Annotated in this window: 18 protein-coding genes; 14 read left to right on the plus strand and 4 right to left on the minus strand. The window is 59.6% G+C overall.

What is annotated here, in order from left to right:
- Positions 1 to 9: 9 nt before the first annotated feature.
- Entirely contained in the window at positions 10 to 573 is a 564-nt protein-coding gene (locus FHT85_RS23035) for a DinB family protein (protein WP_112409993.1), read from the plus strand.
- On the opposite strand, the gene FHT85_RS23040 is transcribed toward FHT85_RS23035, so the two are convergent.
- The 3 genes from FHT85_RS23040 to FHT85_RS23050 are packed head-to-tail and all read right to left on the minus strand — an operon-like array spanning position 518 to position 3,551.
- Positions 518 to 1,471: an NAD-dependent epimerase/dehydratase family protein gene (locus FHT85_RS23040; protein WP_112409992.1), complete on the minus strand. Its 954-nt coding sequence runs from the start codon at positions 1,469 to 1,471 to the stop codon at positions 518 to 520. The genes FHT85_RS23035 and FHT85_RS23040 overlap by 56 nt on opposite strands.
- A complete protein-coding gene (locus FHT85_RS23045; RefSeq protein ID WP_246780068.1) occupies positions 1,468 to 2,331 on the minus strand; it encodes a glycosyltransferase in 864 nt (287 codons plus the stop codon). Before FHT85_RS23045 ends, FHT85_RS23040 begins: the two co-directional genes overlap by 4 nt.
- Complete coding sequence (locus FHT85_RS23050) at positions 2,331 to 3,551, minus strand: NAD-dependent epimerase/dehydratase family protein (RefSeq protein WP_112409991.1); 1,221 nt, start codon at positions 3,549 to 3,551, stop codon at positions 2,331 to 2,333. The genes FHT85_RS23045 and FHT85_RS23050 overlap by 1 nt, the downstream gene beginning before the upstream one ends.
- Positions 3,552 to 3,686: 135 nt before the next feature.
- Between FHT85_RS23050 and ybgC the strand changes: the two genes are divergently transcribed.
- The 11 genes from ybgC to glmM all read left to right on the plus strand — a co-directional run bounded on the left by ybgC (position 3,687) and on the right by glmM (position 15,738).
- The gene (gene ybgC, locus FHT85_RS23055; RefSeq protein ID WP_112410125.1) at positions 3,687 to 4,142 is read left to right on the plus strand and encodes a tol-pal system-associated acyl-CoA thioesterase; all 456 of its coding nucleotides are present in this window, start codon (positions 3,687 to 3,689) and stop codon (positions 4,140 to 4,142) included.
- A gap of 419 nt (positions 4,143 to 4,561) precedes the next feature.
- Entirely contained in the window at positions 4,562 to 5,284 is a 723-nt protein-coding gene (gene tolQ / locus FHT85_RS23060; RefSeq protein WP_041677650.1) for a protein TolQ, read from the plus strand.
- A 26-nt stretch (positions 5,285 to 5,310) separates the two neighbouring features.
- On the plus strand, positions 5,311 to 5,772 hold the full coding sequence (tolR, locus tag FHT85_RS23065) for a protein TolR (RefSeq protein ID WP_112399315.1): 462 nt from the start codon (positions 5,311 to 5,313) through the stop codon (positions 5,770 to 5,772).
- 9 nt (positions 5,773 to 5,781) lie between these two features.
- Entirely contained in the window at positions 5,782 to 7,008 is a 1,227-nt protein-coding gene (locus tag FHT85_RS23070) for a hypothetical protein (RefSeq protein ID WP_112409990.1), read from the plus strand.
- Positions 7,008 to 7,442 (plus strand): cell envelope integrity protein TolA, encoded by a 435-nt coding sequence (locus FHT85_RS23075; protein WP_112409989.1) that lies wholly within the window; start codon positions 7,008 to 7,010, stop codon positions 7,440 to 7,442. The genes FHT85_RS23070 and FHT85_RS23075 overlap by 1 nt, the downstream gene beginning before the upstream one ends.
- Positions 7,442 to 8,767, plus strand: coding sequence for a Tol-Pal system beta propeller repeat protein TolB (tolB, locus tag FHT85_RS23080; RefSeq protein WP_405047986.1), 1,326 nt, complete (start codon positions 7,442 to 7,444; stop codon positions 8,765 to 8,767). The genes FHT85_RS23075 and tolB overlap by 1 nt, the downstream gene beginning before the upstream one ends.
- 153 nt (positions 8,768 to 8,920) lie before the next feature.
- Positions 8,921 to 9,454, plus strand: a complete 534-nt coding sequence (pal, locus tag FHT85_RS23085) for a peptidoglycan-associated lipoprotein Pal (RefSeq protein WP_015340980.1) — start codon at positions 8,921 to 8,923, stop codon at positions 9,452 to 9,454.
- A 156-nt stretch (positions 9,455 to 9,610) separates the two neighbouring features.
- Positions 9,611 to 10,627: a tol-pal system protein YbgF gene (gene ybgF / locus FHT85_RS23090; protein ID WP_112409988.1), complete on the plus strand. Its 1,017-nt coding sequence runs from the start codon at positions 9,611 to 9,613 to the stop codon at positions 10,625 to 10,627.
- Between the two features lie 5 nt (positions 10,628 to 10,632).
- Complete coding sequence (tilS, locus tag FHT85_RS23095; protein ID WP_112409987.1) at positions 10,633 to 11,958, plus strand: tRNA lysidine(34) synthetase TilS; 1,326 nt, start codon at positions 10,633 to 10,635, stop codon at positions 11,956 to 11,958.
- A gap of 115 nt (positions 11,959 to 12,073) precedes the next feature.
- Positions 12,074 to 14,017, plus strand: coding sequence for an ATP-dependent zinc metalloprotease FtsH (gene ftsH, locus FHT85_RS23100; protein WP_041677649.1), 1,944 nt, complete (start codon positions 12,074 to 12,076; stop codon positions 14,015 to 14,017).
- A gap of 368 nt (positions 14,018 to 14,385) precedes the next feature.
- Positions 14,386 to 15,738: a phosphoglucosamine mutase gene (gene glmM / locus FHT85_RS23105; protein ID WP_112335047.1), complete on the plus strand. Its 1,353-nt coding sequence runs from the start codon at positions 14,386 to 14,388 to the stop codon at positions 15,736 to 15,738.
- Positions 15,739 to 15,825: 87 nt separating this feature from the next.
- Here glmM and FHT85_RS23110 read toward each other — a convergent pair whose 3' ends face one another.
- The gene (locus tag FHT85_RS23110) at positions 15,826 to 16,386 is read right to left on the minus strand and encodes an SH3 domain-containing protein (RefSeq protein WP_112335046.1); all 561 of its coding nucleotides are present in this window, start codon (positions 16,384 to 16,386) and stop codon (positions 15,826 to 15,828) included.
- A gap of 323 nt (positions 16,387 to 16,709) precedes the next feature.
- Here FHT85_RS23110 and FHT85_RS23115 point away from each other — a divergent pair, with 323 nt between their 5' ends.
- Together FHT85_RS23115 and FHT85_RS23120 are read left to right on the plus strand one after the other, a co-directional pair.
- Positions 16,710 to 17,561, plus strand: coding sequence for an outer membrane protein (locus FHT85_RS23115; RefSeq protein WP_015340974.1), 852 nt, complete (start codon positions 16,710 to 16,712; stop codon positions 17,559 to 17,561).
- Between the two features lie 237 nt (positions 17,562 to 17,798).
- A complete protein-coding gene (locus FHT85_RS23120; RefSeq protein ID WP_183774343.1) occupies positions 17,799 to 18,632 on the plus strand; it encodes an outer membrane protein in 834 nt (277 codons plus the stop codon).
- Positions 18,633 to 18,738: the final 106 nt, after the last annotated feature.

Below are 18,738 nucleotides of genomic sequence, written 5' to 3' on the forward strand. Positions count from 1 at the left end.
GGGAGGCTTATGTCCGCTTTCGATCCGGTTCGCAGCTTTCGCAAGCTCGCCTACAACAATGCCTTGGCGAATGTCCGGCTCCATCGGGCTTGTGCGGCTCTGCTGCCCGGCGAATTCGAGGCCAAGCGTGTCAGCTTCTTTCCGTCGATCAAGGCAACCCTCAATCATATCCTGACGGTCGATTGGTTCTACGTCGACGCGCTGGAAGGCGGTACTCTGGGCCTCAAAGCTTTTGACATCGAGGAGCCTTATGACCGGCTGGACGGGTTGAGCCAGGAGCAGGCCGACGTCGATCGCAAGCTGGTCGCTTTTTGTGAGGGGCTGACGCCGGAGACCGCGATGCGGATCATCAATATCGAACGCGACGGCCGCGTTCAGCGCGAGCGGGCGGACGATGTGCTGAACCATCTGTTCCAGCATCAGACGCATCATCGCGGGCAGGTGCATGCCATGCTGGCCGGAACCAGCGTCGCGCCGCCGCAGCTCGACGAATTCGTCGTTTCCGACGATGCACGCTTCAGGGATGCGGAATTGATGGCGCTCGATTGGGATGAGACAAAGCTGATGCGCTGATACCCGCCTTTGGGTATCCCGATTTAGCCAGTGTCTCTATCGTTTGCTTGAGCAGGGGTTTTCCGCCAGCTTGCCAGCCAAGTGCACGGATTTTCGCCGTATCCATGACAGAGACCGCGCCGAGCTCCGCAGGCTGCGGCAGCGCGTGCGGACAGCCTGTCGCGCTCTGGAGGTGGCTAAGGATCTCGTGCGTGTCGGTCAGAATATCCGACAGGTTGAAGGCTTCACCGTCCATACGGCCGGCTTCCGTTTCCAGCAGAAGACGAACCGCACGGCCGAGGTCGCGGCCGTGGACCTCGGTCCCGGCCCGGGAAGGAACCGGCTTACCGTTCAGGTAATCGTCGAATAGCTCGTCCCACTTGTTCGGCTGCAGTTCGCCATAAACGCCTGTCGCCCTCAGGCTCGCGGTTATGAAACCCGATGCTGACAGGGAAAACAGGGCGTGCTCCGCGTCGCGCTTCACCTCGCCATAGAGCGTGCTCGGTACTGGCTTGGTCGCCTCGGTCAACGGCTCCTTGGCAATCCCATCGCCATAGACGGCGCGTGACGAGAGGAAGATGCAGCGACGGATGCCAGCCTTTCTGGCGGTCTCGAACAGCTTTACCGTACCGTCGAGATTGAGACGGCGAAAGCCGTCCGGATCATCGCCTTCACCGCCGCGATATTTGCCAGCAACATGGTTGAAGGCCGCGTGCACGAAGAGATAGGCGTCGTCGAAAGCGCGGCTTTGATTTTCCGCCGGATCGAGGCTCATGGGAACGAAGGAGACCGGATGCGAAAAGAAGCCAGGTGACGGGGGGCTCCGTCCGCCGATTGCAACCTTGTAACCGGCCGACAGCAGCTCTTCAGCGATGTATCGGCCGACGAGACCCGCTCCGCCTGAAATCAGGACTTTCATGCCGCCGCTTTCGGATTTGCGAGCGTGGCGATATCGGGCATGTTCCGACCTGAATGGAAGCTATGCCATAGCTCGATCAATGGCTTCAGCTGCTCAGCCTTGGGGTGATTTTCCTCCCAGGGCTTCTCATACTGGTAATGCAGGATCGAGACGCTGTTCCAGTTCCAGAGCTCAGGCATGCTGAACCAGACATATTGCAGCATGTTCATAAAGACGGGCAGCCCTTGCCAATCCGGGAAAAAGGCCTCGAGAAAGGTCTGGTCGGTGCGCCGCCAGAAGACGTCGGGGCGATCGAGGTGCTCCAGCATGTGCCGAAAGGTCGCAAGCGACGGCTTGGCGACGAAGACGCCGGAATTCAGCCGGTGGAAATCGGCAAGGCTTTCGTAGACGTTCGGTGCGGCGGAAAATTCCGGGTAATCGAAGAGCCGGTCGACGTTGCGCAGCACCAGCGCATCTGCATCGATGAAGACGCAGGTGTCGTATTCGATCAGCTGCCAGAGCCTGAGCTTGCAGAAGTTGTCGAGCGGCGTGTGGAAGGAGGGCTTGCGGCCCTTGGTGAAGGGAGCCGCTGTATGAAGATTGCCGCGGGCATGCCGCTCATTGAAGGCATCCGAAAGCGGAAGATGCTCAACTTCCACCAGCCGGCAGTCGAGCGCTGCCAATGGGGCAAGGTCGCTTTCGCCAACCCCTTCCGTATGCAGCACGACGATATCGGCTTTCGTGCCGCTATGGACGATCGAACGCGCCAGCGCCAGTGCGCCCATGGCGTAATCAGCATTCGTGACGAGCGTCACGAATGCCTGCCCGGCACGCGGTCGCGTTTGTGCACGCAGACCCTGCAGCATTTCGCTTCCCGGCATCATGACACGGACTTCAGCCTCTTGCCCTCGGGATCATGGTTGACTGTCGCGGCGAGATCCTTGGTCCAGGCAGAGATGGCCGGAACGCGCGACCGATCGACGCGATAAGCATATTTTTTAGCGACATCGACGATTTCACCGAGGAGGCCCGCTTCCAGCGTGATCGGTGCCAGGCCGAGATCGAGGAACTTGTCGTTTTTGACAATCAGGTCGTTCTCCGGAGCTTCCTTGCGCGGATTGGGCAGGCGCACAACTTCCGCGCCGCTCATCCTGGCGATCATATCGGCAAGATCGCGCACTCGATGCGTTTCGGTCATCTGGTTGAAGATTTCGACGCGGGCGCCGCGAACCGGCGGGTTCTTCAGAGCGAGTTCGATGCAGCGTACGGAATCCTGGATATGGATGAAGGCGCGGGTCTGGCCACCGGTGCCGTGCACGGTCAGCGGATAGCCGATCGCCGCCTGGATGAGGAAACGGTTGAGCACCGTGCCATAGTCGCCGTCATAGTCGAACCGGTTGATCAGCTGCTCATGCCGGCGCGTCTGCTCGGTGTGCGTGCCCCAGACGATGCCCTGATGCAGGTCGGTGATCCTCAGTCCGTCATTCTTGGCATAGAATTGAAAGAGCAGCTGATCGAGGCACTTCGTCATGTGATAGATCGAGCCGGGATTGGCGGGGTAAAGAATCTCCTGGCTCGCCGTGCGACCATCGGTCGTCTCGATGCCGACGGGCAGATAGCCCTCGGGGATGGCAGCGCCGATCGTCGAATAGCCATAGACGCCCATCGTGCCGAGATGTACGAGATGCGCGTCGAGACTGAGGTCTACCAGCGCGTTCAGGAGGTTGTGGGTGGCGTTGACGTTGTTGTTGACCGTGTAGTTCTTGTGGCGGTCGCTCTTCATCGAATAGGGGGCGGCGCGCTGCTCGGCGAAATGGACGATGGCATCGGGGCGATGCTCGGACAGCCATTTTTTCAGAAGCTCATAGTCCCTGGCGAGATCGATCAGGTGGAAATGGATGCGGCGGCCGGTTTCGGCGTGCCATATGCGGGTGCGTTCCTGGATCGAATCCATCGGCGTCAGCGACTGGACCCCCAGCTCGGTATCGATCCAGCGGCGGGAGAGATTGTCGAGGATGTGGATCTCATGACCGGCGTCGGAGAGGTGAAGCGAGGTTGGCCAACCAATGAATCCGTCACCGCCCATAACCGCAATTTTCATAGGATCTTCCTTCTATGCCGATCCGCTAGCCGGCACGATTCCGGATAGTCGGAGTTTATGACAATTGTTCAAAGCTTGCTTGATGGCAGAACTTCGGCCAAAGAGATGCCGGACATTCAAGGAGATGCGGCAACGATGAACAGCCCCTTTCTGATAGCTGGGGAACTGGAAGCCGGAAGCCACCGGCTGGTGCAGCGAGTCTACTATGAGGATACGGATTTTTCCGGGCTCGTCTATCACGCGCGCTACCTGCATTTCCTTGAACGGGGACGCACCGACTATCTGCGTTGTCTCGGAGTGGAACAGCGCGAACTTTTGAATGCGGATGAAGAGGGGCTGGTTTTCGTCGTCCATCGCATGGAGATCGATTTCAAGGGACCGGCTCGCATGGATGACCTGCTGATGATCCGCACAGTCACCGAAAAGGCCGGTGGCGCCAAGATGGTGCTGTCTCAGGAAATCCGGCGCGACGAGACACTGCTGATTGCCGCGAAGGTCATCATTGCCGTGATCAATGCAAAGGGGCGTCCGCGCCGCCTGCCGGAGAAACTTGCCGCACAAATGCTCACGGCGTCGGAAAGTGCTGGGTAATCAGTAACCTGGCATGCTCATCGCATCAGGGCTGCCTTGCATAAGGATAGCATGATCGACAAGAGGCGGCTTGCAATAACTTGAGTTTTATGTGAAGGAATTCGCCGCGCAAGCTTTGTCTGCGTTTCTCGCCGGTTTCGTCCGGTCAGTTCTTCCCTGGAGCGAGAATAACCTTCGCCGCCGTTAAATCCTTCGTGTTTCGACGCTAACATTCTTTTAACCATAATAGTGTCTTACTGATTATGTCGGAGTTTGTGCGGTGCACGCCTTCCTTTGACCAAATTTGACGGCAAGAAGGCAGTTGTAAGCTTGGAAGGCTTGACCAGGGCGTTCAGCGGCGGCTGCCAAACAATTCTTGTGAGATCACTTTTAGCCGCCCGGTCTAGCACCGGGCGTTTGGATTCGGGGATTTTGGATCAATGGAACAAGTAGCATTGGCAGCGGCCACCACACCGGACATCACCCTCTGGTCGCTCTTCATGCAGGCAGGCCTGGTGGTCAAGCTCGTCATGATCGGCCTGCTGGCAGCGTCCGTATGGACCTGGGCGATCGTCATCGACAAATATCTGAGCTACGCGCGAGCGCGGCGGCAGTTCGATCACTTCGAGCAGGTTTTCTGGTCCGGCCAGTCTCTTGAAGAGCTCTACCGCACTCTTTCTGAGCGTAACAATACAGGTCTTGGCGCCATTTTCGTCGCGGCGATGCGCGAATGGAAGAAATCGTTCGAGCGCGGCGCTCGCTCGCCGATCGGTCTGCAGATGCGTATCGACCGCGCGATGGACGTGACGCTGGCGCGTGAATCGGAACATCTGACGGCCCGCCTCGGATCGCTTGCCACTATCGGTTCCGCCGGCCCGTTCATTGGTCTCTTCGGCACGGTCGTCGGCATCATGACCTCGTTTCAGGCGATCGCCGGTTCGAAGTCGACCAACCTTGCGGTCGTCGCACCGGGTATCGCCGAAGCGCTTCTGGCAACTGCGATCGGTCTGGTTGCCGCTATTCCGGCCGTTATCGCCTACAACAAGTTCTCGGCCGATGCCGGCAAGCTTTCGGGCCGCATGGAAGGCTTCGCGGATGAATTCTCCGCCATCCTTTCGCGCCAGATCGATGAAAAGCTGCAGCCGCGCCAGGCTGCGCAGTAAGTCGCGGACAGAACCGGAGTATTGACATGGGAATGTCTGTTGGAGGCAGTGGTGGCGGCGGTGGCCGCCGTGGCAGTCGTCGTGGCGGAGGTCGTGGCGGCCCGATTTCCGAGATTAACGTGACGCCGCTGGTTGACGTCATGCTCGTGCTGCTGATCATCTTCATGGTGGCGGCGCCGATGATGACGTCGGGCGTGCCGATCGACCTGCCGCAGACGCAGGCCGGCGCACTGAACGCCCAGACTCAGCCGATTACGATCTCGATCAAGGCCGATGGCCAGGTCTTCCTGCAGGAGACGCAGATTAACGTGACCGAGATCGCCGACAAGCTGAAGGCGATCGCGACGACCGGCTATAACGAGCGCATTTTCGTGCGTGGCGACGGCAAGGCGCCTTACGGCGTCATCGCCGACGTTATGTCTCGCATTCAGGAAGCCGGTTACAAGAACATCGGCCTGGTTACGCAGCAGCAGACAACGGATCACTGACGAACCGACATGAAGCGCAGTCTTGCTACATCTGCTGTCATTCACATCCTGGTGCTGATCGGCGCCATGGTGTCGCTGAGTGCGCCGGCGCCGCTTGAGACGCCGGAAAGCACGGCGATGGATGTCGATATCGTGACGGCGGATCAGCTGCAGCAGGGCGAGAAGAAGGCGCCGGTCACAGATCACGCCGCGCGCAAGCCGACGACCAAGCAGGACCAGGTCGCCAACGCCCAGAGTACCGGCGAGAACAAGGTGGATATCAAGAACCCGGTCGTGCCGACGCAACGGCCGGAGAGCGAGACTGCGGCCTTGGCGCCGAAGAAGGTGGATACCCCAGTACCGCAGGACGATCCGAGGCCGAACGACGTCAAGACGATCGAGCAGAAGGAAACCGAGGCCGCGCCGAAGGAAGTCGCCGCCATTCCACAGCAGAAGCCCGACGTGACGCCGACCCCAAAGCCGGATGTCACCCCGCCGACCCCGAAAGCCGATGCGACGCCAACCCCACCGCCGACGCAGCAGCCGGTCGACCAGGCTGAAATTCAGCTGCCAAACAACGTACCCGTACCGGATGTGAAGCCGCAGCCGACGCCGCCGAAGGCTGCCGAGCAGAAGCTTGAGGTTAAGCCGACGCCGAAGCCGGACGTGAAGGTCGCCGACGCAAAGCCGACGGACAAAACGACGACGCAAAGCACGAGCAAGAATACCTCGGCCGACGATGGCAAGAAGGACGCTGACAAGAAGCGTCAGACCCCGAAGGCCTCCAGCAAGGGCCTTGACGATGGTCTTGCCGATCAGATCAACGATCTTCTCAACAACACCTCGTCGAAAGGCGGTGCGAAGCGCTCATCGCAGCAGGCTTCCGCAGGCGCCGATACCCAGGTCGCTTCGCTTGGCGGCAAGAAGTCGCTTGGTGCCGGCAAGCTCAGCCAGAGCCAACAGGATGGCCTGCGCGATCTGATCCAGAAATACTGGAACCTCCCGCCTGGTCTTGAAGGCGCCGGCGACGTGCGGATCAAGGTGCACTTCAAGCTCGACAAATCCGGGCAGATCGTCGGTCAGCCGGAAGCGACGACCAACGGGGGACCGGCTTCGACACAAGGTGCCATGCAGTCCGCCGCTGTACGCGCGGTCCTTCGCGCGCAATCGGAGTTCATGACGATTCTTCCGGCGGACAAATATGAGGACTGGCAGGAAGTCGTCGTCAATTTCAGTGCAGCGGATCTGGGGATGTGATGCGGGGAGCGCAGCTTTCGACGAACCACTGTCCCAGTATCGGCCTGCCTTTAGCTGTGGGCCTGGGGATCATGCTCGCAGGCTCCGCTTCAGCGCAGACTGCAAATGTGGCTGCGGGTGAGAATCGCCTGAGACATTCTGCCATTGAAAGTATTCGCAACGACATCATGGCAAATTGGCTGGCCCCTGTTGATCTCACTGGCTTCCGAGAGGTCTACGTTCGGATCCAGTTTAGACTTGACCATACCGGAACGATTATGGGCAAGCCGAAGGTAACAATGACTGGCGGTCCCGAAAACGCCCAGAAAGCTGTCGCGGCAAGCGCGCTGCGAGCTGTGGTTAGGGCAGCTCCTTTCAAAAAACTGCCAATGGATAAGTATGACGTCTGGAAAGAAGTCATCATCAACTTCGATGCCAGCGATCCGGCGAATTAATGCTGAAAGGCTTGATACATATGATCAGAAAATCCTTCGTCCGCCTCCTGGTGGTGCTAGCAGGCCTGATGGCTGTGGCATCCACTCCGGCCTATGCCGTGGTCGAGCTCAATATCAACAAGGGCAACGTCCAGCCCATGCCGATCGCTATCACCGACCTTCTGTCGAATGATACGCTCGGCCCGCAGATCTCGAGCGTCATCGCCGCCGATCTGCAGCGCTCCGGACTGTTCGCTCCGATCAACAAGCAGGCCTTCATCGAGAAGATTACCAATCCGGATTCGACCCCGCGCTTCCAGGACTGGACCTCGATCAATGCGCAGGCTCTGGTGACCGGCCGCGTGACGCAGGAAGGCGGCCGCCTTCGCGCCGAATTCCGCCTCTGGGATACGTTCGGCAACAGCCAGATGATCGGTCAGCAGTTCTTTGCCCAGCCGGATAACTGGCGGCGCGTCGCGCACATCATCGCCGATGCGATCTACCAGAAGATCACCGGCGAAAAGGGCTATTTCGATACCCGCGTCGTTTTCGTCGCCGAAAGTGGCCCGAAGACGGCCCGCAAGACTCAGCTCGGCATTATGGACCAGGACGGCGCCAACGCGCGCATGCTGACCGACGGCAGCGACCTGGTATTGACGCCGCGCTTCTCGCCCAATCGCCAGGAAGTGACCTACATGTCCTTCGCCAACCAACAGCCGCGCGTCTATCTGCTGCAGCTGCAGACGGGCCAGCGCGAACTGGTCGGCAACTTTCCGGGCATGACCTTCTCGCCGCGCTTCTCGCCGGACGGGCAGCGCGTCATCATGAGCCTTCAGCAGGAAGGCAATGCCAATATCTACACGATGGATCTGCGCTCGCGCACCACGACCCGTCTGACGTCTACGGCCGCGATCGATACCTCGCCATCCTATTCGCCCGATGGCACGCAGGTTGCCTTCGAAAGCGACCGTGGTGGACAGCCGCAGATCTATGTCATGAATGCCGACGGCTCCAACCAGCGCCGCATCTCCTTCGGTAATGGCTCCTACTCCACGCCGGTCTGGTCGCCGCGTGGCGATCTGATCGCCTTCACCAAACGGGCCGGCGGCAACTTTTCCATCGGCGTCATGAAGCCGGACGGTTCCGGCGAGCGAATCCTGACCTCCGGCTCCTACAGCGAAGGACCGACCTGGGCGCCGAACGGCCGCGTCATCATGTTCTTCCGCGCGCCGTCGGGTGCGAGCGGACCGCAAATTTATTCGATCGATCTGACCGGTTATAACGAGCAGAAGATCCCGACCCCTGGCTTCGCTTCCGATCCGGCATGGTCGCCGCTGCTCGAGTAGCGGGAAGGGCCGCCACGTTATCGCCGCAAAGTCCTGTGAGTGGACCGTTTGGCGACAATTTTAGGACATCATTAACCATACTTGTTGGAATCCGATTAACCGAACCCGGTTACAGTCTGGCAACCCTGATAGAGACTTAAGGAGAGACCGGCCATGAGCCGCACCGCAACCCAGGCCGTTGGCCATATGCAGAACCTCGCCCGCAACCCGATCATGATCGCGCTTTTCGTTGGCCTTTCTCTGGCCGGCTGCGCTTCCAAGAAGGGTCTGCCGAACGATGCCAACGGTCTTGGCCTGAACGGTGCCGGCAATGCCACTCCGGGCTCGCCGCAGGACTTCACGGTCAATGTCGGCGACCGCATCTTCTTCGTTGTCGACAGCTCCTCCATCAGCTCCGAAGCAGCACAGACGCTCGATCGTCAGGCTCAGTGGCTCGCCCGCTATCCGAACTATTCCATCACGGTCGAAGGCCATGCCGACGAGACCGGTACCCGCGAGTACAACCTTGCTCTCGGCGCGCGCCGCGCTGCCGCCGCGAAAAGCTATCTCGCTTCGCGTGGTGTCCCGGCGAACCGCATGAAGACGATTTCGTATGGCAAGGAGCGCCCGGTCGCTACCTGCGACAACGAGTCCTGCTGGTCGCAGAACCGCCGCGCGGTCACCGTGCTCAACGGCGCCGGCTCCTGATCGTCAAAGACCAGTCGAAATGCAAAAGGCGGCCTCGTGCCGCCTTTACTTTTTTGACCACACTTTGGCCGAACTCCGTTGCTTTTTGAGAGCAATTGTAAAAATCTCCTGTTCGAGCCCTCCGGCCCGAAGAATCAATAGGACAGGACGATCCATATGAGAAAACTTGTCGTGGCGAGCATGCTTTGTCTCGCTGCCATCGTGGGTAGCGAGCGCGATGCTTCTGCCTTGTCGTTGTTTGGAATGCATCTCGGCGGCCGCGATGCCTCCGCGCAGGCAGCTCCCGGCAATGCAAATCAAAGACAAGCGCAATACCGCCAAGCACCTGTCATCAACGTTCAAAACAGCGATGCCGAAATGCGCCTGCAGCAGCTCGAAGACCAGATGCGCCAGCTGAACGGCCGCGTCGAGGAGATGAGCTACCAGCTTCTCCAGATGCAGGAGCAGATCCGCAAGGCACAGGAGGACAACGAATTCCGCTTCCAGCAGCTGGAAAAGCGCGGCGGCGGTGGCAGCGCGCCCGCATCGGGCGGCACGATGAAGAAGAGCGAGGCCGATGTCCCCGCGCAGAGCGGCGGCAAGCAGGACGATATTGCCGGCGTTATCAGCAACTCGCAGAATGGCAGCACTGCCGGTGCACGCGGCGCCGGCGCTGGCAAGCCGCCGAGCGAGCTTGGCTCTATCCAGTTCGATCAGGGCGGCGACCAGATCGGCTCCTCGATTACAGGGGCCAACAACGGTTCGGGTGCGCCGCCAAGTGCAGGCTCCGGTTCGCAGACGGCATCGCTCGGCAGCGAGAACGATCAATACAAGGCTGCCTACGGCCACGTCCTGTCCGGCGACTATAGCGTCGCCGAACAGGAATTCCGCCAATATCTCGACAGTTATCCCAGCAGCTCGCGGGCCGCGGATGCGAATTTCTGGCTCGGCGAAGCGCTTTATTCGCAGGGCAAGTACAATGATGCTGCCAAGACTTTCCTGAATGCTCATCAGAAATATAGCACTTCGGAAAAGGCGCCCGAAATGCTCCTGAAGCTCGGTATGTCCCTGGCCGCTCTCGACAACAAGGATACCGCCTGCGCCACGCTTCGCGAGGTCACCAAGCGTTACCCGAAGGCCTCTAAGGCTGTGACCGGCAAGGTTGCCAGCGAACAGAAGCGACTTGCCTGCTGACCGCCATGTCCATTGATGCTGTGACCGGCAATGCCACAGCCACTACGCCTGAAGCCGCAATCAGCGAATTTCTGCATTCTCTCTCGAAGCCTGCTCATATTCTCGTCGCCGTTTCGGGCGGCAGCGATTCCATCGGGCTTCTGATTGCCCTTGCCGAGCGGCTGAAATCCCATCCTCACGACGATATTACCCTTACCGCAGCAACGATCGACCATGGATTGCGTGCCGCATCAGCGGGCGAAGCGCGAGAAGTCGCGGCCCTCTGCGCCTCGCGCGGTATTTCCCATTTTATCCGTCGCTGGGAGGGGGAAAAGCCCGGAACCGGCATCATGGCTGCAGCACGTGAAGCGCGTTACGCGCTGCTTGCGGAGCTCGCCTCCGAGATTTCGGCCGATGCGATCGTAACCGCCCACACGTGGGACGATCAGCGCGAGACGATTGCCATGCGCGGCGCGCGGCGGGGGCAGGGCGGTTATGGCACGGGCATCGCCGATGCGGTTATGTTCGATCGGCGTATCTGGATTGTCAGGCCGTTTCTCTCCTGCCGGCGGGCTGAAATCAGGACCTATCTCGAGACGCGCGATGTATCCTGGCTCGACGACCCCAGCAACGAGGATGTGCGGTACGAGCGCGTACGCACCCGCATGGAGCTTGCAAGGGAGCCGGTGGCCGAAATGCCGGCTGATGGTGGCGCCGATCGTGCCGCGCTTTGCGAGCGGGCTGCGGGGTGGCTGGACGAGCATGTCGCAATCCATGCAGGTGCGCTCTGCGCCGTTGCGCGGCCCGGTCTTTCCACTGATGCAGCGATCGTTACCTATGCCCTGTCTTATCTTGCCGCCATCTTCGGTGGCAGTTCCTATCCGCCGGGGCGTACGCAAATGGAGCGTGTTCTCGAATTTGTGAACGGTGCGAACCTCGGACGGCGTACGGCGGGAGGCGTGATCTTCGATCTGCGGCGCGATGCGCTTTATCTTATGCGGGAGAGCCGCAATATCGCTCCGGTTTCGGTCCTGCCTGGGAAAAAAGTCAATTGGGATGGCCGCTTTGAAATAGAGAATTTCGGCCCGACCGCAGTCCGCGTCAGCGCTCCGGGGGCGGGGAATGCGACGATTTTTCCGGCAAATCTGCCGGGAGGCGTGGTGAAACGCGCTCAGGCGGCGATGCCGTCGATCGTGCCGGAAGGAGGGGGCAAGGCGGCGAGCGTCGCGCTTCTACCCCGTCTCGCGCCCTTCGACCGCTTTTTGACACGATTTGATCTCACATTTGCCAACAGCCTCTCAGTTGCTTTCGGGCGTGAAGCCTATAGGCGGCTGCCGATTTCGGTCCTATAGACGGAAAAAACATGCGGCGATGCGGTTTGCCTTGGCAAGGGCTTGGCGCAACCCTATGTTAGGGATCAAGTAATACCGCCGCTTGACGGCGGGAGTTTCAGTGCTGGGGAGTTCGATGAACCCTAATTTTCGTAATTTCGCTCTGTGGGCAATCATAGCCTTGCTGTTGATTGCCCTGTTCAGCATGTTTCAGAACGCGCCGGCACAAACAGGCTCCAGGGAAATACCGTATTCGCAGTTCCTTCGGGAAGTTGATTCCGGCCGCGTTCGTGACGTTACCGTCACCGGCAACCGCGTCGTCGGCAGCTATGTCGAAAACGGCACGCCCTTCCAGACCTATGCTCCGGTCGTGGATGATAGCCTGCTTGAGCGCCTGCAAAGCAAGAACGTCAACATCGTCGGCCGTCCGGAATCGGATGGCTCCTCGAGCTTCCTGAGCTATCTCGGCACGCTGTTGCCGATGCTCCTGATCCTCGGCGTCTGGCTGTTCTTCATGCGTCAGATGCAGGGCGGCTCGCGCGGTGCCATGGGCTTCGGCAAATCGAAGGCAAAGCTTTTGACGGAGGCGCATGGTCGCGTCACTTTCGATGACGTTGCTGGTGTCGACGAAGCCAAGCAGGATCTGGAAGAAATCGTTGAATTCCTGCGCGATCCGCAGAAATTCCAGCGTCTCGGCGGCCGTATCCCGCGCGGCGTTCTTCTTGTCGGCCCTCCCGGTACTGGTAAGACGCTTCTGGCGCGCGCCATTGCCGGCGAAGCCAATGTGCCGTTCTTCACCATCTCCGGCTCCGACTTCGTCGAAATGTTCGTCGGCGTGGGCGCAAGCCGTGTCCGCGACATGTTCGAGCAGGCCAAGAAGAATGCACCTTGCATTATCTTCATCGACGAAATCGACGCCGTCGGCCGCCATCGTGGCGCCGGTCTTGGCGGCGGTAACGACGAGCGCGAGCAGACGCTCAACCAGCTGCTGGTCGAGATGGACGGCTTCGAGGCCAATGAAGGCATCATCCTGATCGCCGCGACCAACCGTCCCGACGTTCTCGACCCTGCGCTGCTGCGTCCGGGCCGCTTCGACCGTCAGGTCGTGGTGCCGAACCCGGATATCGTCGGACGTGAACGCATCCTCAAGGTTCATGCCCGCAACGTGCCGCTGGCGCCGAACGTCGATCTGAAGACGCTCGCTCGCGGTACGCCCGGCTTCTCCGGTGCCGATCTCATGAACCTCGTCAACGAAGCTGCCCTCATGGCCGCCCGCCGCAACAAGCGCCTGGTCACCATGCAGGAATTCGAAGACGCCAAGGACAAGATCATGATGGGCGCCGAGCGCCGCTCTTCGGCCATGACCGAGGCGGAAAAGAAGCTCACCGCCTATCACGAAGCCGGTCACGCCATCACGGCACTCAAGGTTGCCGTCGCCGACCCGCTGCACAAGGCGACGATCATCCCACGCGGCCGTGCGCTCGGCATGGTCATGCAGTTGCCGGAAGGCGATCGCTACTCCATGAGCTATACGTGGATGGTGTCGCGGCTCTGCATCATGATGGGTGGCCGCGTTGCTGAAGAACTGACTTTCGGCAAGGAAAACATCACCTCCGGTGCATCCTCGGATATCGAGCAGGCGACCAAGCTTGCCCGTGCCATGGTCACGCAATGGGGTTTCTCCGATCAGCTTGGTCAGGTTGCCTATGGCGAAAACCAGCAGGAAGTATTCCTCGGCCACTCGGTTTCGCAGTCGAAGAACGTGTCCGAGGCGACCGCGCAGACGATCGATAATGAAGTCCGCCGCCTGATCGATCAGGCTTATCAGCAGGCCAAGGATATCCTTACGGAGCATCACGACGGCTTCGTGGCAATCGCCGAGGGCTTGCTCGAATATGAGACGCTGAGTGGCGACGAAATCAAAGCTCTGCTTCGTGGCGAAAAGCCGGCGCGCGATCTCGGTGACGATACGCCGCCGAGCCGTGGCTCGGCCGTGCCGAAGACCGGCGCGAAAAAGGACGGCTCGCTCGGTGCCAAGGGTGACGAGCCCGAAGGCGGTTTCGAACCGCAGCCGCGTTAAGGCGTGAGAGGTTCAAACCTCGAAATTGAAAGGCCAGCCCATGAAAATGCGGTTGGCCTTTTTGCTGAAAGGTCCAGGGGGAGGCAATGGGCCGAGCTGCAGACCCTTTGCATATTGCCACATCAGTCTGAAATAACGGAGACGCGGCAGGCTGTGGATCGGACCATGTCCGTCACGATGTGATGCAGTTTTTTAGTGCTTATTAATGGTAACGCGGTGTAATAGGCGTTCTCGGTAATTTAAGTGCCGAATTTTACAATCTATGGCATGAGCCAGAAGCATCGATGTTTGCAGTGCCGCGGGTTTCCAAGCGGCGATATCGATGCCGCCGTATTCCTCGCGAGGACGCGGCAACGACAGGAGTGCATATGAAACGCCGTTATTTCGGAACTGACGGAATTCGCGGTCAATCCAACATCTATCCGATGACGCCAGATCTTGCCATGCGCGTGGGTATCGCTGCCGGCACGATCTTCCATCGAGGCAGCCATCGCCATCGGGTCGTCATCGGCAAGGATACGCGCCTTTCGGGCTATATGCTGGAAAATGCCATAGTGGCAGGCTTTACCGCAGCCGGCGTCGATGCCTTCGTTCTCGGACCTATCCCGACGCCAGCAGTCGCGATGCTGACGCGCTCGCTGCGCGCCGATATCGGCGTCATGATCTCGGCTTCGCACAATCCCTATCAGGATAATGGCATCAAGCTTTTCGGCCCTGATGGCTATAAGCTCTCCGACGATCTCGAAATGAAGATCGAGGACATGCTCGACAAGGACATGTCGGAGCATCTGGCCAAGTCGGAGAATATTGGCCGCGCCAAGCGTATCGACGGTGTCCACGATCGCTACATCGAGCATGCCAAGCGTACGCTGCCGCGCGATGTGACGCTGCAGGGGCTTCGGATCGCAATCGATTGCGCTAATGGTGCCGCATACAAGGTTGCCCCGGCCGCCCTTTGGGAACTTGGCGCCGATGTCGTGACCATCGGCAATGAGCCGAATGGCACGAATATCAATCTGAATTGCGGCTCCACCAGCCCGGTCGCCCTGCAGAAGAAGGTGGACGAAGTGCGTGCCGATATCGGCATTGCGCTGGATGGCGATGCCGATCGCGTCATCATTGTCGATGAAACCGGCACGATCATCGATGGCGACCAGCTGATGGCCGTTATTGCCGAAAGCTGGGCCGAGAGTCAGACGTTGCGCGGCAATGGCATTGTCGCAACCGTCATGTCCAATCTCGGACTGGAACGGTTCCTCGACGATCGCGGCATGTCGCTTGCGCGCACGGCTGTCGGCGACCGCTATGTCGTCGAGCATATGCGCCAGCACGATTACAATGTCGGCGGCGAACAGTCGGGCCATATCGTGCTTTCCGACTACGGCACCACGGGCGACGGTCTGGTGGCTGCGCTGCAGATCCTTGCCGCAGTGAAGCGCACGGGCAAGCCGGTCAGCGAAGTCTGTCGCCGTTTCGAGCCGGTGCCGCAGCTGCTGCGCAATGTCCGTATTTCCGGCGGCAAGCCGCTGGAGGATATTCATGTGCGCCAGGCGATCGCCGATGCAGAAAGCGAGCTGTCCCGCAACGGCCGGCTGGTGATCCGCCCCTCCGGCACGGAACCCTTGATCCGCGTCATGGCGGAGGGGGACGATCGCGGCCAGATCGAGCGCATCGTCGGCGGATTGATCGACGTGATCTCGAGCGTGCGTTCGGCTGCCTGAGCAGGCAAACGACGTAATTGCGGATAAAATAGCATGGCCGTCCTATCGGGCGGCCATTATGGTTTCAGTTTCGGATTGACGGCAGTTCTACTGGAACATTTCTCCGGGATAAGCGCCCCAGAGCTTGTCCTGCCGGATATAACCCTTGGTGGCGTGGTCGCGGACGGAGACGCGGCACCATGTTCCGGTGCAGGATTGCAGTGAAACCAGTACGCGGGGCTGTAGCTCAGCGATCGTCGTGGCGGTGGGATTCGGATCGGCGCGCAGCGTGGCATTCTTCGCCAGCCAGGGGGCGATCAGGGCCGTACGCGCTCCGGAAAGCAGGGCGCTGTGCATCCAGCCGGTAACGCCCGTATCGTCACGAACCTGTCGCCAATGGCCGTATTCGTCGATGATCTCCAGGGGAAGACCCGGCTTCATATAGATCCATTTCGTGGCATAGATCGTCGACGGGCCGACGCGCATGCGCGCCTTTTGGGCGCGAAGGGAAACATAGCGCGGGATCGGCAAGCCGGTTTCACGCCCCTTGTTCCATGCGGAGGCTGTGGCGGCGATCGGCTTTACGGGCATCGCGCCTGCCATGACGGCGGAGCTCAGAAAGATGAGAGCAATGCCCAGGCCGGCCGATATTATGCGATGGTAAGTCAATGACTTCCTCCTGAGTTATCTCTCCGGCGACAGCAATGTAATGGTTCGATTCTTGCCAAACGGTTTAGGAACTGCCGCCTCTGGCTCCATCCACAGATCCGGTGCTTGAGTTAAAAAAGGAGGTGGACGCCGCTTCTTATCTCGCTCTCTTCATTCAAGTATCAATTTTTTCTAATATATGAAACAAAGTATAATTCCTAAATAAACACGGTAAATATTCGTAGTTAATCAGGTTTTAACTCCTTTTCATCATTATTCCCGTCATGTCATTTCAATTGGCAAGCTTTTGCTGTGCCAAGGGCAAGAAATTTGGAGCCAAAGCCATGATGAAAACCCTGATTGGGGCACTTGCCACTTTGCTTGTCGGCACGTCGGCCTTTTCTGCTGATCTTTATACGCCCGAACCGGTACAGCCGGCGCCGGAAGTGACGGTCGCTCAATCCAGCGGCTGGTATCTGCGCGGCGATGTCGGCTATGCCTTCACGAACCTGCGCGGCGCAAACTACTTCCAGGGCTCCAATGCTAGCCTAGTCGATTTCGATCGCGCCAAGCTGGATGGCAATGTCACGCTCGGTGGCGGTGTCGGTTACCAGATCAACAACTACCTTCGCACGGACTTGACGCTCGACTATCTCTTCAAGTCCGACTTCAAGGGCTCCACGAAGGGCGATTGCGGTGCCTGCGGCCCGGGCTTTACTCCGACTGCGGCAACCTCGCGCGATCTCGCCTCCCTGACGGCCTATAGCTTGCTTGCCAACGCTTATGTCGATCTCGGCACCTACGGTATCTTCACTCCCTATGTCGGCGGCGGTCTCGGCGGCACTTACGTCAAGTGGAGCAATCTGAAGAACACGTCCTGCTCCGACGCCAACCCGGATTCCTGCGACGGAACGGTCTCGCATAACGGCCGCGGCAGCTGGCGCTTTACCTATGCGCTGATGGCCGGTACCTCCATCGATCTGACCTGCAACCTCAAGGCGGATGTCGGTTATCGTTATCGCCACGTTCAGGGCGGCGACATGTTCGGTTACAACGAGAATGGCGGTCCCGGTTACGACAAGGGCCTGAACCTGCACGAAGCCCGCATCGGTGCCCGCTATACGTTCGGAGGCTGCCAGACGGCAAGCTACATGCCGCCGGCCGACATCCCGGTCCAGGCACCGGTCTACAAGTAAGCAATATCCATTCAAGTTATTGAAAAGCCGTCCGGTTTCTCGCCGGACGGTTTTTGTTTTTCCTCTATCCCGTTAAGCAATTCTCCGTCGCCTTAAAGCTTCATTAACCACGAATTCCTTATGGTTAATGAAATGAGAATGGCAGCCTTCCCGCTCAGACCCAGACATATGAGATATCAAGGGGAGCTAGCCGGTTCGACATTCGGGCGCGAGCCCGAGGATGGAAGGCGAGGGGTAATGATCCGTTTTGACGCTTTGGCGCTGGCCGCGGCGATGGCAGGCGCATCGGCTGGTGTTGCGTTTGCGGCCGATGCGACACCGCCGGAAATCAAGATGTCGGAGGTGAATGTCAAGGATGCCAAGGGATGGTATGTGCGCGGCGATGTCGGCTATGCCGTCAATGCCAGCCGCACCGACACGAAATTTCGCGCCTATGATCCTGCGGGTGGCGACTACAGTTCGAGCAGCTTTGATTCGACCCGGTTCGGCGGGGATTTTTCCGGCGGTCTCGGTGTCGGCTATCAGTTCAACGATCTGTTCCGCGCGGATGTGACGGGCGATTTCTTCAGCGGTGATTTCAATGGCCGCATTTCGAGCGATTCGCCTTGTTCCGGCGGGGCTGGCGGCACGGGATGCTCCACGAGGGCTCGGTCTTCCTTCAGGGCCGGCAGCCTGATGGTCAATGGTTATGTCGATCTCGGGACGCTGGCCGGTTTCACGCCCTATGTCGGTGCCGGGCTCGGCGCCACGCGGGTTTCCTGGAGTAGCGTCAACGCCATCGGCTCCTGTGTCGATGGCACGTCGGGCTGCGGCGGTGCTGCCTCAGTCAGCGCACGCTATCCTGGTGACAGTGACTGGCGCCTGACCTACGCGTTGATGGCGGGTGTGGCTTATGAGGTTGCGCCGAATATCAAGGTCGATCTTGGCTACCGCTTCTCCCATATCGCGGGTGGTGACATATTCGGCTATTCCGCCGCAGATTCGGCTGCAGGCGCCGGTGGCACGGCAGGCCGGGACGGCGCGTTGTCGCGCCATGAGATTCGCGTGGGCTTGCGGATCACTACTTGGTAAAACCCGAGGCTTACGGCGTCGTCAGTACGTAGGCGATACGCCGAAAGAAATCCACGGTTCGGAAGATGTGTGCGGGTATGCGCCGCCAAGCCGGTGCCTTGGCCGC

Source organism: Rhizobium sp. BK312, from assembly GCF_014193605.1.
In the GTDB taxonomy this organism is placed as follows: Bacteria; Pseudomonadota; Alphaproteobacteria; order Rhizobiales; family Rhizobiaceae; genus Rhizobium.